The organism is Pseudomonas sp. 05N433, assembly GCF_056396925.1.
In genome coordinates this window covers 50,535-64,761 of record NZ_JBFTML010000055.1, presented here as the reverse complement: position 1 = coordinate 64,761, position 14,227 = coordinate 50,535, and the positions used below count along the sequence as shown (strand labels likewise).

The 14,227-nt window shown below is 60.2% G+C and carries 13 protein-coding genes; 4 read left to right on the top strand and 9 right to left on the bottom strand.

Annotated elements, in window-relative coordinates:
- Positions 1-271 precede the first annotated feature (271 nt).
- Positions 272-1,561: a hypothetical protein gene (locus AC1DIS_RS24525; RefSeq protein WP_477743028.1), complete on the top strand. Its 1,290-nt coding sequence runs from the start codon at positions 272-274 to the stop codon at positions 1,559-1,561.
- 67 nt (positions 1,562-1,628) lie between these two features.
- Complete coding sequence (gene nhaB / locus AC1DIS_RS24520) at positions 1,629-3,131, top strand: sodium/proton antiporter NhaB (RefSeq protein ID WP_018926084.1); 1,503 nt, start codon at positions 1,629-1,631, stop codon at positions 3,129-3,131.
- Positions 3,132-3,228: 97 nt separating this feature from the next.
- Here nhaB and AC1DIS_RS24515 read toward each other — a convergent pair whose 3' ends face one another.
- Genes AC1DIS_RS24515 through gnd form a run of 3 tightly spaced genes read right to left on the bottom strand, consistent with a single transcriptional unit; the run spans position 3,229 to position 6,550 of the window.
- A complete protein-coding gene (locus AC1DIS_RS24515) occupies positions 3,229-4,053 on the bottom strand; it encodes an HAD family hydrolase (RefSeq protein WP_477743027.1) in 825 nt (274 codons plus the stop codon).
- A complete protein-coding gene (gene zwf / locus AC1DIS_RS24510; RefSeq protein WP_477743026.1) occupies positions 4,050-5,573 on the bottom strand; it encodes a glucose-6-phosphate dehydrogenase in 1,524 nt (507 codons plus the stop codon). The genes AC1DIS_RS24515 and zwf overlap by 4 nt, the downstream gene beginning before the upstream one ends.
- Positions 5,570-6,550 carry a phosphogluconate dehydrogenase (NAD(+)-dependent, decarboxylating) gene (gene gnd, locus AC1DIS_RS24505; RefSeq protein WP_018926087.1) on the bottom strand — a complete coding sequence of 327 codons (981 nt, stop codon included), beginning with the start codon at positions 6,548-6,550 and terminating at the stop codon, positions 5,570-5,572. Before gnd ends, zwf begins: the two co-directional genes overlap by 4 nt.
- Before the next feature lie 272 nt (positions 6,551-6,822).
- Here gnd and AC1DIS_RS24500 point away from each other — a divergent pair, with 272 nt between their 5' ends.
- Positions 6,823-7,005 carry a DUF6026 family protein gene (locus tag AC1DIS_RS24500; protein ID WP_018926088.1) on the top strand — a complete coding sequence of 61 codons (183 nt, stop codon included), beginning with the start codon at positions 6,823-6,825 and terminating at the stop codon, positions 7,003-7,005.
- 194 nt (positions 7,006-7,199) lie between these two features.
- Positions 7,200-8,945, top strand: a complete 1,746-nt coding sequence (locus AC1DIS_RS24495) for a phosphoethanolamine transferase CptA (RefSeq protein ID WP_477743025.1) — start codon at positions 7,200-7,202, stop codon at positions 8,943-8,945.
- A gap of 65 nt (positions 8,946-9,010) precedes the next feature.
- On the opposite strand, the gene AC1DIS_RS24490 is transcribed toward AC1DIS_RS24495, so the two are convergent.
- The 6 genes from AC1DIS_RS24490 to AC1DIS_RS24465 all read right to left on the bottom strand — a co-directional run bounded on the left by AC1DIS_RS24490 (position 9,011) and on the right by AC1DIS_RS24465 (position 14,134).
- The gene (locus tag AC1DIS_RS24490; protein ID WP_018926090.1) at positions 9,011-9,502 is read right to left on the bottom strand and encodes a GNAT family N-acetyltransferase; all 492 of its coding nucleotides are present in this window, start codon (positions 9,500-9,502) and stop codon (positions 9,011-9,013) included.
- 130 nt (positions 9,503-9,632) lie between these two features.
- The gene (gene zapE / locus AC1DIS_RS24485) at positions 9,633-10,751 is read right to left on the bottom strand and encodes a cell division protein ZapE (protein WP_064618122.1); all 1,119 of its coding nucleotides are present in this window, start codon (positions 10,749-10,751) and stop codon (positions 9,633-9,635) included.
- Between the two features lie 91 nt (positions 10,752-10,842).
- Positions 10,843-11,184 carry a nuclear transport factor 2 family protein gene (locus AC1DIS_RS24480; RefSeq protein WP_008010768.1) on the bottom strand — a complete coding sequence of 114 codons (342 nt, stop codon included), beginning with the start codon at positions 11,182-11,184 and terminating at the stop codon, positions 10,843-10,845.
- A gap of 52 nt (positions 11,185-11,236) precedes the next feature.
- Positions 11,237-11,953 carry a helix-turn-helix transcriptional regulator gene (locus AC1DIS_RS24475; RefSeq protein ID WP_019579228.1) on the bottom strand — a complete coding sequence of 239 codons (717 nt, stop codon included), beginning with the start codon at positions 11,951-11,953 and terminating at the stop codon, positions 11,237-11,239.
- Between the two features lie 107 nt (positions 11,954-12,060).
- The gene (gene speB, locus AC1DIS_RS24470; protein WP_018926093.1) at positions 12,061-13,020 is read right to left on the bottom strand and encodes an agmatinase; all 960 of its coding nucleotides are present in this window, start codon (positions 13,018-13,020) and stop codon (positions 12,061-12,063) included.
- A 22-nt stretch (positions 13,021-13,042) separates the two neighbouring features.
- A complete protein-coding gene (locus tag AC1DIS_RS24465; protein ID WP_018926094.1) occupies positions 13,043-14,134 on the bottom strand; it encodes a polyamine ABC transporter substrate-binding protein in 1,092 nt (363 codons plus the stop codon).
- Positions 14,135-14,227 lie beyond the last annotated feature (93 nt).

Genomic DNA, 14,227 nt, shown 5'->3' with positions numbered 1-14,227 from the left:
GATTACCGCCCGGTAATCCGCGTCCCTTCTTCTCCTTAGTTGACGGTTTCTACGGTCAGCTGCATAACGCCATTTTCGTTTTCCAACTTCTAGCCGCCAGATTACTTGGCAGGCTTGTCAGTGGTTCGAGAAGACACTGTTCTGGCACAAAACGCCGCTCCTCCCGAGCGTAATGGCAGTTGCGCATCATCGCATTCAGGGATTGAATGTTCTTCTCATGCAGTCAACCTCCGGGCACCCGGACAAGGACGACTGGCAAGGAGATGCGTGCATGTCACTCCAGACTGCTTTTGCCATACCGGCAGCGGTGAAAGACGCCGGGCAACTCGATAGCCATTTCGCCGGCAGCGGCAAGACTCAAGTGTATTTCGCCGGCAGTACTTCCAGCAGGATCAATGGCGTGGCGATTGACCACACCGGCCGAATACTGGCGGCAGCCAAGGTCGGCACGCCAGGTGGCAGCCGCTTTGGCCTGGCCCGCCTGCGTGAGGATGGTTCGGCGGATCTGGCCTTCGGCAAACAAGGCAGCGTCATCGGGCAATTCGCCCACGGCTACGAGGCCATGGCGGGCACAGTGCGGGTGCTGGCCGACGGGAACATTCTGGTGGCCGGCCTGCACTACGAAAATGCTCATCGTACGCTGCCCGCCCTGGCGATGTTTGATCAACGGGGCTGTCCGATACAGGGTTTTGGTGAGCACGGCCGCTGCGTGGTGCGCCTGCCGGGGAAGCTTTCCGAAGGCGCTCGCGACGCTTGGTTACCACCCGGCGTGCCGGGTACCGAGGCCTGTGATATCTGCGTGCAGGACGATGGTCGAATCCTGCTGCTGGCCAATCATCACTTTGAATTGGCCGATCACGTCGGCATGCTGATTCGGCTCAATGCCGACGGCTCGCTGGACAGCACCTTCAACGGTCGTGGCTTTGTCATGGTCCGGCACTTATTGATGAACACCTGGCTGAACAGTCTGATGGTGCAACATGACGGCCGAATCCTGGTGGGCGGATCGATCAATTTCCCCGAGGAAGGTTTGCTGGCGCGTTATCACACCGATGGCCAGTTGGATGACGGCTTCGCCGTGGATGGCTTCATGACCTTCAAGGCCTGGGGTCAGAGTGCCCAGGTCTGCCAGATCGTCCAGCACGAAAATGGTGATTTGCATTGTTTTGGCAGCAGTCGCGACCCGATGCACTGCCTCGCCCTGAACGTTCACAGCAATGGCCGACCTGACATGCATTGCAATAGCGGCCAGCCACAACTGTTGGAAATCAGCCACAGCGGCTGCCAGTGGACCGCCGCCCAGATACAACCGGACGACTGTGTACTGACGGTCGGAGCGACGGGCGGCGGGCTCGAAGGCGATTTCATTCTCGCTCGCTACTTACCCAATGGGGCGCTGGATCGCAGCTTCGCCAATGGCATGGGCTGGGTCCGCACACGCCTGAGTCGAGGCCCGGACACCGCCACTTCATTGGCTGTGCAGGCCGATGGTTGCATCGTCGTCGGCGGCTATTCACTGGATGGCAACTACCGCGCCGTCGTCGCCCGCTATCAACCCTAGTTCCCTGCACTTGATCTTCCCTTCCGCTTACGGCAAGTTGCGCGCTTCTTAATACAAGGAGTAGCCGATGTCCGGCTCAATGGCCCAGGCCTTCGCACACAATTTTCTTGGGCATTCACCCCGCTGGTACAAAGCCAGCATTATCGGATTCCTGATTCTCAACGCCCTGGTGTTGTGGACGATCGGTCCGGTGGCGGCCGGCTGGTTGTTGGTGCTGGAGTTCATCTTCACCCTGGCCATGGCGCTCAAGTGTTACCCGCTGATGCCCGGCGGGTTGCTGCTGATCGAAGCTCTGCTGCTGAAAATGACCACGCCCCAGGCGCTCTATGACGAACTGGTGCACAACTTCCCGGTGATCCTGCTGCTGATGTTCATGGTGGCGGGCATCTACTTCATGAAGGACCTGCTGCTGTTTCTGTTCTCGCGCCTGCTGCTGGGAGTTCGCTCCAAGGCGCTGCTGGCGTTGATGTTCTGTTTCCTGTCAGCGTTTCTCTCGGCGTTTCTCGATGCATTGACCGTGACCGCGGTCATCATCAGCGCGGCCGTGGGGTTTTATTCGGTGTATCACCGCGTCGCCTCGGGCAACGATCCGCGTCAGGACAGTGAGTTCGGCGATGACCGGCAGCTGCCGACATTGCACCATGCCGACCTCGAACAATTCCGCGCCTTCCTGCGCAGCCTGCTGATGCACGGCGCGGTCGGCACAGCGTTGGGTGGCGTTTGCACGCTGGTTGGCGAGCCGCAAAACCTGCTGATCGGCCATGAGATGGGCTGGCACTTCGCCGAGTTCTTTCTGAAGATCGCCCCGGTGTCGTTGCCGGTGCTGACAGCGGGCCTGGTGACCTGCGTACTGCTGGAGAAACTGCGCTGGTTCGGTTATGGCACGCTGCTGCCGGACAACGTGCGTGCGGTGCTGGCCAACTACGCCGCTGAAGACAACGCCGAGCGTACTTCGCGTCAGCGCGCTGCGCTGCTGGTTCAAGGGGCGGCGGCACTGATTCTGATTGCCGGGCTGGCGTTTCACATCGCCGAAGTCGGCCTGATCGGCTTGATGGTGATCGTGCTGATCACCGCGTTTACCGGTATCACTGACGAACACCGCCTCGGCACCGCCTTCAAGGACGCCATGCCGTTCACCTCGCTGCTGGTGGTATTTTTCGCCGTGGTGGCGGTGATTCACGATCAGCAGCTGTTCGCGCCGCTGATCCAGTGGGTATTGACGCTGCCGGCGGACCAACAGCCGGGCATGCTGTTTATTGCCAACGGCTTGCTGTCGGCCATCAGCGACAACGTGTTCGTCGCGACCATTTACATCACCGAAGTAAAACAGGCATTCATCTCCGGCCACATGAGCCGCGAGCACTTTGAAACCCTGGCGATTGCGATCAATACCGGGACCAACCTGCCGAGCGTGGCGACGCCTAATGGTCAGGCGGCGTTCCTGTTCCTGCTGACCTCGGCGATTGCCCCGCTGATTCGTCTGTCGTACGGGCGGATGGTGTGGATGGCGCTGCCATACACCGTGGTGATGGGAGTTCTTGGCTGGTACGCCGTAAGCTATTGGCTTTGAGGTGGCAGGTCTGACGCCTTCGCGGGCAAGCCTCGCTCCTACGGAATGTGTAAAACCTGTAGGAGCGAGGCTTGCCCGCGAAGAACGATAACGCGGTTCAGACTGAACTCAGGATGTATCGCTCGATCGCCTGGGCCGCGCCGTCTTCGGTATTGGCCCCGGTCACCACGTCGGCCTGACGCTTCACCGCCTCTTCCGCCTGCCCCATCGCAATCGACAGCCCGGCACGATGAAACATCGCCGGGTCATTGCCGCCGTCGCCCATGGCGGCAGTCTGTTCCAGCGACACCCCGAGAAACTCGGCCAGCGTCGCCAGTGCCGCGCCCTTGTTGGCCTGCACCGCCGTCACATCCAGATAGACCGGTTGCGAACGCGACACCTGCGCCTGCCCTTCGACCTTGGGCAGCAACCGCGCCTCCAGCTCGATCAACAGTTCGGTGTTGCTGCTGGCAGCGACGATCTTGTCGATGCGTGCCAGGCAAGGCTCGAAACTCTCGACCACCACCGGCGGATAACCCAGGCCATGTTGCTCTCGCGGGACCATCGGGCCGTTCGAGTCCTTCAACAGCCAGTCACCACCGCTGAACACCCAGACTTCTATGTCCGGCTGATCGGCAAACAGCGCCAACGCCGTCAGCGCTGCGGTTGCCGGCAAATAATGCGCCACCAGCAAACTGCCATCCGGGTTGACGATGGTGCCGCCATTGAACGCCGCCGTCGGCAGATCAACGCCCAGGGCTTCGATCTGCTGCAACATGGCTTTAGGTGGACGCCCGGTGGCCAGGCTGAACAGCACGCCGGCGTCACGCAAGGCGCGAACGGCATCGATGGTGCGCTGGCTGAGGCTGTGATCGGGCAGCAACAACGTGCCGTCCATGTCACTGAGCAGAAAACGGATGGGTTGTTGCGTGACGTCCCTCATCCGAGGCTGTGCCAGACGCGACCGTCGCGGGTCAGCAGTTCATCAGCGTTCTTGGGTCCGTCTTCGCCGGCCGCATAGCTCTCCACGGTTGCATCCTGCTGCCAGGCGTCGAGGAACGGCTGCACGACGCGCCAGCCGTTCTCGATGTTGTCGGCACGCTGGAACAGCGTCTGATCGCCGGTGAGGCAATCGTAGATCAAGGTTTCGTAGCCGGTGGAAGGCTGCATTTCAAAGAAATCCTTGTAGGCAAAGCCCAGCTCGATATTGGCCATGTTCAACGCCGGTCCCGGCCGTTTGGCCAGCAGGTCGAACCACATGCCTTCGTTGGGCTGGATCTGGATCCGCAGGTAGGTCGGCTGCAATTCTTCGACCTCGGTGTCACGGAACTGCGCATACGGCGCCGGCTTGAAGCAAATGACGATCTCGGTGTCGCGCACGCTCATGCGCTTGCCGGTACGCAGGTAGAACGGCACACCGACCCAGCGCCAGTTGTCGATCATCACTTTGAGCGCGACATAGGTTTCAGTGGTGCTGTCGGGCGCGACGTTGGTTTCCTGACGATAACCGGGCAACCGATTGCCATCGATCTCGCCGGCGGTGTATTGGCCGCGCACTGAGTTGGCTCGCGCTTCCTCGATCGACCAGGGGCGAATCGCGCCGATGACTTTGGCCTTCTCGCCACGTACCGCATCGGCGCCAAACGCCGCCGGTGGTTCCATGGCGACCATCGCCAATAATTGGAACAGGTGATTAGGCACCATGTCCCGCAGGGCGCCGGTGACCTCATAAAAACTGCCACGGGTTTCCACGCCGACGGTTTCAGCGGCGGTGATTTGTACGTGATCGATGTAATGGTTGTTCCAGAAGGCTTCGAACAGGCTGTTGGAGAACCGGCTGACCAGAATGTTCTGCACGGTTTCCTTGCCCAGATAGTGATCGATCCGGTAGATCTGCTTTTCCGTCATCACTTTGAGCAAGCACGCGTTCAAGGCTTCGGCGGTATACAGATCCGAGCCGAAAGGCTTTTCGATCACCACCCTTCTGAACGCTTCAGGGGCTTCTTGCAACAATCCGGCAGCCCCGAGACGCCGCACCACTTCGCTGAAAAAGCGCGGGGCGGTAGCAAGGTAGAAGATGGCGTTGCCGGTGCCGCTGGCGTCGATTTTCGCCGCCAGCGCGTCATAAGTGCGCTCATCCAGGAAATCGCCCTGGACGTAGCTGATGTGTTTGGCCAATTTGGCCCACAACGCCGGATCAAGGGCGTGATCGCCCTTGCCGACCTTGGCTGCCACTTCCGCCCGAATGAAATCTTCGAGTTTTTTGGCAAAGGCTTCGTCACTGATGGCGTTGTGATCAACGCCGACGATCCGCAGTCCATTCCCCAGCAAACCATCGCGACTCAAGTTGTACAGCGCCGGCATCAGCAGGCGCTTGACCAGATCACCATGGGCACCGAACAAAAACAGCGTGGTGGGCGGTGCGGGTTCTGCCTTGGATTTCCTGCGGATCACGTGGGTCATTTTTTCGCAGTCTCCACATGGCCGCCGAAGCCGAAGCGCTGGGCCGAGAGAATCTTGTCGCCAAAGTTGCCTTGCCCGCGCGAACGGTAGCGAGAGAACAGCGAGTTCGACAGCACCGGTACCGGCACCGCTTGTTCCATGGCGGCTTCGATGGTCCAGCGCCCTTCACCGCTGTCCGCCACTTCACCCGAGTAGCCGTCGAGTTTCGGATCGGACGCCAGCGCATCGGCGGTCAGGTCAAGCAGCCAGGACGAGACCACGCTGCCACGACGCCAGACTTCGGCGATGTCGGCCACGTTCAGGTCGAAACGCTGATCTTCCGGCAGGTTGGTGCTGGCTTTGGTCTTGAGGATGTCGAAGCCTTCGGCGAAGGCCTGCATCATTCCGTATTCGATGCCGTTATGGATCATCTTGACGAAGTGGCCGGCGCCGGCGGGGCCTGCGTGGATGTAACCGCGCTCGGCGCGATCGTCATCGGACTTGCGATCCTTGGTGCGCGGAATGTCGCCCATACCCGGGGCCAGGGACTCGAACAACGGGTCAAGACGCTTAACCGTCTCGGCATCGCCGCCGATCATCATGCAGTAGCCACGTTCCAGGCCCCAGACGCCGCCGGAGGTGCCGACGTCGATGTAATGCAGACCTTTTTCCGACAGGGTTTTGGCCCGACGGATATCGTCCTTATAGAAGGTGTTGCCGCCATCAATGATGGTATCGCCCGCTTCAAGCAAGGTGCTCAGTGTGTCGATGGTGTCTTCGGTCGGTGCGCCGGCGGGCAGCATGACCCACACCGCGCGCGGCTTGGCCAGGCCAGCGACCAGGGCTGGCAAGTCGGCGACGCCGGTGGCGCCCTCTTCGGCCAGGGTATCGACAAAAGCGGTATTGCGGTCGTAAACAACGGTGGTGTGCCCGTTGAGCATCAGGCGCCGCGCAATATTACCGCCCATGCGGCCCAGTCCAATAATCCCGAGTTGCATGTACTGATGCTCCCTACTACAAATAAAGTGTGTCTAAGGTTATAGCCCAACGCGACTAGTGAAGGTTAGTCCAGAGCGGCGGGATGAAGTTTCCGGGCATTGTGCCCGATCCAGACTGATAACGTCGGGAATCGTGCCGAAGACACAACGACCATGAAAAATAAAAAAGTTCCCTTCAGGGGCAAAAGAAATCAAAATTGGCGCCGATAGTAAGTGAGCACCCGATTTCGGGAGTCGACTTACAGTTGATACCGCCATTTGCGAGGTGAGCAATGGGCACCGTACACACAGCACTGCCAGCACAAACCCTTTACGTCACGATCCGTCGCGATGAACTGCGCCAGTTGAAAGAGGAGCGCGATCAGTTGAAGCGGGAAGTTGCGCAATTGCGCCTGCTGACCCAAGGCAATCAGGCTCAGCCCTTGCCCGTCACCCAACGTGCTCCTCACGCCTGATCTCCTCGCTTGAGTCGGAAGCGGCCCAGCGCTGTTTCTGACTCGCTGCAATCCTGTCCGCTGCGACAACTCACAAAGTTTTCACACTTGCTTGGCGATACTCCGGCCCTTTGTGGCTGCTTGCTTTGCGAGCGGCATCCGTTCGTCTGCGACAAGGAGAGTGCCGACGGCCGATCATCAGGCTGGAGTGTTGAATGGCTTTGCTTAAACGCAGCAAAACGTCTGCGAATGGTTTTGATTGGGCAGGATTACTCTGGTTATTTCTGTTCTTCTGGTATTTCTCCGGTATCACCCAACTACTGATTCAACTGACTGGCACCTCCGGTTTTAGCGGGTTCCGCCAGGCTTTTGTGATGAGCGCCATTTGGCTCGCGCCGATGCTGTTGTTCCCCAAACAAACCCGTGTGATGTCCGCGCTGATCGGTGTGGTGCTGTGGGCCTGTTCGATGGCCAGCCTGGGTTATTTCTTCATCTATCAGCAGGAATTTTCCCAGAGCGTCATCTTCATCATGTTCGAATCGAACGTGTCTGAAGCCGGCGAATACCTGACGCAGTATTTTGCCTGGTGGATGGTGCTGGCGTTCCTCGCCCACACTGCATTCGCGTACTTCCTTTGGACCCGCGTGCGTCCGGTGTACCTGCCACGCGTCCAGGCGCTGATCGCAGCGACGGCGATTGTGCTGGCCGTGATCGGTTACCCGCTGATCAAGCAGACCGCGCACACCGGCAGCCTGGCGGAAGGCTTCGAGAAATTCGAAACCCGCATCGAGCCCGCGGTGCCATGGCAGATGGCCGTGGCCTATCACCGTTACCTCGGTACCCTGGGCAGCATGCAAGGCATGCTCGACAGCGCCAGCAAGATCCCGCCGCTGAAGAACTTCACCGACTCGATGGCCAATCAGCCGGCGACCCTGGTGCTGGTGATCGGCGAGTCCACCAACCGTCAGCGCATGAGCCTGTACGGCTACCCGCGGGAAACCACCCCGGAACTGGATAAGCTCAAGGACCAACTGGCGGTTTTCAATAACGTCATTACCCCACGCCCCTACACCATCGAAGCGCTGCAGCAGGTGCTGACGTTCGCCGACGAAGAAAACCCGGACCTCTACCTGACGACGCCGTCATTGGTCAGCATGATGAAACAGGCGGGTTACAAAACCTTCTGGATCACCAACCAGCAGACCATGACCAAGCGCAACACCATGCTCACGACCTTCTCCGAACAGGCCGACGAGCAGGCGTACCTGAACAACAACCGCAACCAGAACGCCGCCCAGTACGACGGCGATGTGATCGAGCCGTTCAACAAGGCGCTGGCCGATGCGGCGCCACGCAAGCTGATCGTCGTGCATTTGCTCGGCACGCACATGAGCTACCAGTACCGTTACCCGCCGACGTTCAACAAGTTCACCGACCGCAAAGGCGTGCCGGACGGCGTGCGTGACGATCAGGTGCCGACGTACAACAGCTATGACAACGCGGTGCTGTACAACGACTTCGTGGTCTCGAGCCTGATCAAGGACTACGCCAAGACTGATCCGAACGGCTTCCTGCTGTACCTCTCCGACCACGGCGAAGACGTGTTCGACTCCGCTGGCCACAACACCCTGGGCCGCAACGAGAACAAGCCGACCGCACCGATGTACACCATTCCATTCATGGCCTGGGCCTCGCCGAAATGGCGCGAAACCCATGACTGGAGTTTTGCCGCTGATCTGGGTCGACCGTACAGCAGCTCCCAGCTGATTCACACCTGGGCGGATCTGGCCGGCCTGAGTTTCGATGAACTGGACCGCAGCAAAAGCCTGGTCAGCGACAGCTTCAAGCCTCGGCCATTGATGATCGGCAACCCTTACGAGCGTGAGCTGCGGCCGTTGATCGACTTCAGCCTGATAAAACCCAAGGTCGCGCCTGTCACCCCGGCGGTCGTTCAGCAGTAGTTTTGAGGGGCCGACAAATGACTTAAGGGCGTCCTGATCGACGCCCTTTTTTATGGCTCGGAGGACTAAAGCGCTTTGGTCCAGAACAGCATCCGGCCGTGCGCCGGGTCGAACATGCCGGGTGAAAAACCGAATTTGCCATAAGACGCCTGGGCCACTGGATTGCCCTCCAGCACTTCCAGGGTGATTTTGCAGCAGCCGCGCTGACGTGCGATGTCCTCGACTTTGTGCAGCATTTTCTGGCTCAGTCCCAACCCGCGAAACTTCGACACCACGACCACATCGTGCACGTTGACCAATGGCCGACAGGCAAAGGTCGAAAAGCCTTCGAAGCAATTGACCAGCCCTGCCGGCTCGCCACCGACAAACGCCAATACACTGAAGGCATGGGGCCGCTTGGCCAGCTCCCCCGGCAGTTGTTGCAACACATGGGTGGGCAACGACTTACCGCCACCCATCGGGTCTTCGGCGTAATGGTTCAATACAAGACAAATCGCCTCGGCATGTGTCGGGTTGCTGTAACTGGCCTGAAGCACAAGAATTTCTGCGGATTCCATTTCCACCCTCGATCACACATGAAGTTGCCCCAGTTCGCTTCTTGCGCACTGAAAGGTCCTGCGACCTTATCGCGAGCGCCGGGGTGCCGACAACTGGATCCTCTCGCCCCGTTGCACCTTCTCCCGGACATCAAGCCTCGGCAAAACGTTTTAGCTGCATCTCCTGCAAACGGCTGAGGGTGCGGCGAAACGGGAATTCCAGATAACCCTCGGTGTACAACGCCTCCATCGGTACCTGCGCTTCGAGGTACAGCGGCACCTTGCGGTCGTAGCACTCGTCCACCAGGGCAATGAACCGCCGCACACCGTCGTCATGCACCGACAATTGCGGCAACTCGCGATCCCCCGCCGCCACCCGCTCGACACCGTCTTCAGTGCCGCGGGCGATGCGCCCTTCGCGTTTTTGCGCGCTGAGATTGGGCACGTCACTCAACAGAATAGCGCTGAAGGTGTCGCACAGGGCCATGAAGTCCATGGCGGCAAAAGGCTGCTCGCAGACCTCGGCGTAACGGCACCAGAGCACGGTTCGACTGGCCTGCATGACATTGACCGAACGGTAGCCGATCTGCACCGGATCGCTGGACAGCGTCTGGCCGACGGTCAGGGCCTTGAACACGTCGCCAAGGGCACCGGGCTGACCCGGAACGTTCACCCAGTAACGCTGCAGGCCGGCGCCGGGGTGCAGACGATGATCTTCTCCACCGTCCACCGCAATCACCTGCATGTGTTGCTTGATCGCGCTAATCGCCGGCACAAAGCGGTCGCGGTTGAAGCCATCGGCGTACAGCTGATCCGGCGGTTGGTTGGAGGTACAGACCACCACCACGCCTTGCTCGAACATCACCTGAAACAAACGCCCGAGAATGATCGCGTCACCGATGTCGTTGACGAACAGTTCATCGAAACACAGCACCCGCACTTCCTGGCTCAGCTCGCGGGCCAGGGCCTTCAGCGGGTCGGCGGTACCGGTCAACTGGAAGGAGCGCTGATGCACCCAACCCATAAAGTGGTGAAAGTGCTGCCGCCGGGCCGGGACGCGCAGGTTTTGATAGAACTGATCCATCAACCAGGTCTTGCCCCGCCCGACCGGGCCCCAGAGGTACACGCCGGTGATGGGCGCGCGGCCTTCCTGCAAGGCTTCGTGGCATTTTTGCAGCGCCCACACGGCATGTTCCTGGGCTTCGTCCTGGACGAAGCCCTTCTGTTCGATGGCGTGTTGCCAGGCGCTTAAGGGAGAGTCGACATTCATGCGCGGCAGTATACGTCTCTATAGCGGCTCGCCAAGCCCGGGCCGTAGCAGCTGCGTCGCGGTGCTCGACAGCTGCTACATAGGCCGGTGGTTACAGCGAGATGTCCAGCCGGGCGATCTTGCCCTGTTCATTGAGGCGGAACATATAGCGCAGTTCCAGCGGGCTGCCGGGAAAAGTGCCGGAGATCAGGTTGTGCACCAGCACTTTGCCGGTGCGCTGTTGAACGTCAAGCACCTCGACCCTCGGCTGATAACGTTGCGCAGTGTCTTGCATCCATTGGGCAATGGCTTGCGTGCCGACCTGATGCTGCCCCTCATCGAACACGTTGGCATCCTCAGCGAAAAAACTGGCGACCCTCGAGGTGTCGCGAGCATTGGCGGCAGCAATGTAGGCGGCAATGGCGGGGGCCAGTGAAGAGGCTGGATTGGACATGTTTACGGCTCCTTGTGAGTTGTTTCTGGAGCCATGCTAAAACAAGCCAGTGTCAGTTCTTGTCAGGAGTGAAACGCCCTGCTTCGTCCAGTTGCATCTGCTTGCGCCAGGTGCGCAACAGGTCGCTGCGCCGCCCCGGATAGCGCTCACCCTGTTCACTGGCGGCCGAGATCCGGTCGGTGCGGAACGTGCGATAGGCACTGCGCAACTCACACCAGGCGACGATGATCCGCACCTCATTGAGAAACCCCAGGGCCAGTGGCCAGATCAACCGTTGGCTGGGCACTTGGTTGGCGTCTGCGTAATCGATATGCAACTTGGCCTGATCGCGGATGGCCTGGCGAAACACATTCAACGGCACGGCGTTTTGCGGATAGCCATAACCCGGCGGCCCCGGCAACACCGTCGGGTTGCGCAAGGCGTCCTGGGCCGTCGGGTCGAGCACCGCGGCGATTTTCGCCAGGGCATCGGCCGCCGCTTTGCTCAACACCTCATCGCCCCGCTGATCCACGTAGCGCAAACCGAGCACGATGGCTTCGGTCTCATCGGCATTGAGCATCAAGGGCGGCAGAAACAGACCGCTGCGCAACACATAGCCGATCCCCGCCTCGCCAAAAATCGGCGCGCCGAGTGCGGTGAGTTCAGCGATATCGCGGTACAGCGTGCGTTCGGAAATCTCCAGCTCGCTGGCCAATGTCGCGGCAGTCACCGGACGACTTTTGCCGCGTAGCACTTGTAACAAGGTCAGTAAACGAGTGGTTCGCGACACGGTCGGCAGGCTCCTTGCTGGAAGTCGCCGGAGCTTAGCAGAGGCTGCTGTCAGAAAGTGGCAGTAGCGAAACGCCAGACACAAGCCCGCTCCCACATTTTGGCTTGTTACCGATCGACCTTATGCCTGGCCGCATACAAACACAGCATTTCCATGGCCAGGGTCGCCGCAGCCAGTGAGGTAATGTCGGCGTGGTCGTAGGCCGGCGCCACTTCCACCACGTCCATCCCCACCAGGTTGATCCCGCGCAAGCCGCCGAGAATCTCCAGCGCCTGCACCGTGCTCAAGCCGCCGCACACCGGCGTCCCGGTGCCGGGCGCGAAGGCTGGGTCGAGGCAGTCGATGTCGAAGGTCAAATACACCGGGTGATCACCGACCCGCGCACGAATCGCCTCGACAATCGCCTCGCACCCTTGCCGATGAACCTGCCGCGCATCCAGCACCTGAAAGCCCTGATGATCGTCATTGGTGGTGCGCAAACCGATTTGCACTGAGCGCGACGGATCCACCAGCCCTTCCCTGGCCGCATGCCAGAACATCGTGCCGTGATCGACGCGCTTGCCCTCTTCATCCGGCCAGGTGTCGCTATGGGCATCGAAGTGAATCAATGACAACGGGCCGTGCTGGCGGGCATGGGCCTTGAGCAGCGGATAACTGATGAAGTGATCGCCGCCGAAGGTCAGCATCGCGCAACCGTTATCCAGGATGTGCCCGGCGTGGGCTTCAATGCTTTCCGGCACCGAATGCGGCGCGCCGTAATCGAAGGCGCAATCGCCGTAGTCGATCACCGCCAAGTGATCGAACGGGTCGAACGTCCACGGCCAATGGCGTTCCCAGGCGATCCCGGTGGACGCCGCCCGAATGCCGCGTGGTCCGAAACGCGCCCCGGAACGGTTGCTGGTGGCGGTGTCGAACGGCACGCCGCTGACCACCACGTCGACGCCACGCAAGTCGCGGCTGTAGCGCCGGCGCATGAAACTGGTGATACCGGCGTAGGTGCTTTCGGCGGCAGTCCCATAAAGACTGTCGCGGGTCATGGCCTGATCGTTCTGTGCAGGGACGTCCATGGGTGTGTTCCTTATTGTTGGCTTATTGGTGGCTACGGAAAGTGGTCCACAGGCGGGTGCGCTGACGCATGTCCTTGAGGCTCATGCTGCGGTCGGCATACAGCCGCTCACGCACCACGGCCTGCGGGTAGATGTCGGGATTGCTGCGCACCGCCTCATCCACCAGTGGCGTCGCCGCCTCATTGGCCGTGGCGAAGAACAGCGTATTGGTCAGTGCAGCGACGGATTCGGGGCGCAACATGAACTCGACGAAGGCTCGGGCGGCTTCGGGGTGCGGCGCGTCCTTGGGAATTGCCAGGTTGTCCTGCCACACCAGTGTGCCTTCACGTGGAATGCGGTAAGCCACCTCGAACGGTTTATTGGCCTTGCGCGCCTGATCGGCGGCCATGCTCGCGTCGCCGTTGTAGGTCAGTGCCAGGCAAACGCTGCCATTGGCCAGATCGTTGATCTGCCGCCCGGTGGCGACGTAGAGCACCGACGGCTGTAGCTGACGCAACAGGGCGTCGGCGGCTGTCAGATCAGCCTTGTCGGTGCTGTAGGGATCTTTACCCAAATAATGCAGCGCCAGGCCAATCACCTCTTGCGGCGAATCGAGAATCGCGATGCCGCAGTCTTTYAGTTTGCTGGCGTATTCGGGCTTGAACAGCAGGTCCAGGCTGTTGAGCGGTACGTTGGGCAAGCGTTGTTTTACCGCTTCAACATTCATCCCAAGCCCGAGCGTGCCCCAGGTGTAAGGCACGCCATAGCGATTACCGGGATCGACCGCCGCCAGTTTTCCCAGCATGTCCGGGTCGAGGTTGGCGTACCCCTTGAGGCCATCGTGAGGAATTTCCTTCAGCGCTCCCGCCGCCAGGCCGCGCGCCAGGACGCTGGACGACGGCACCACCACGTCGTAACCGCTGCCGCCGGTGAGCAGTTTGGTTTCCAGCACTTCCGGCGTATCGAACGTGTCGTAGCGCACGTGGATGCCGGTTTCCTTTTCGAAGCGCTGCAAGGTCTCGGGCGCCACGTAATCGGCCCAACTGTAGAGATTGAGGACTTTTTCCTCAGCCTGGGCCGGCACGGCCATGGCGAGGAACAGCGCGGGTAAACACAGCTTGAAGAGCGGAGCCATGACGAACACCTGACTGGAGGAAGTGGTTGCAGGATGCGTCGTCGGTTACATTGAAAAAATACCAAGTTAGTTATCCTGACTTTATTGCGGAGT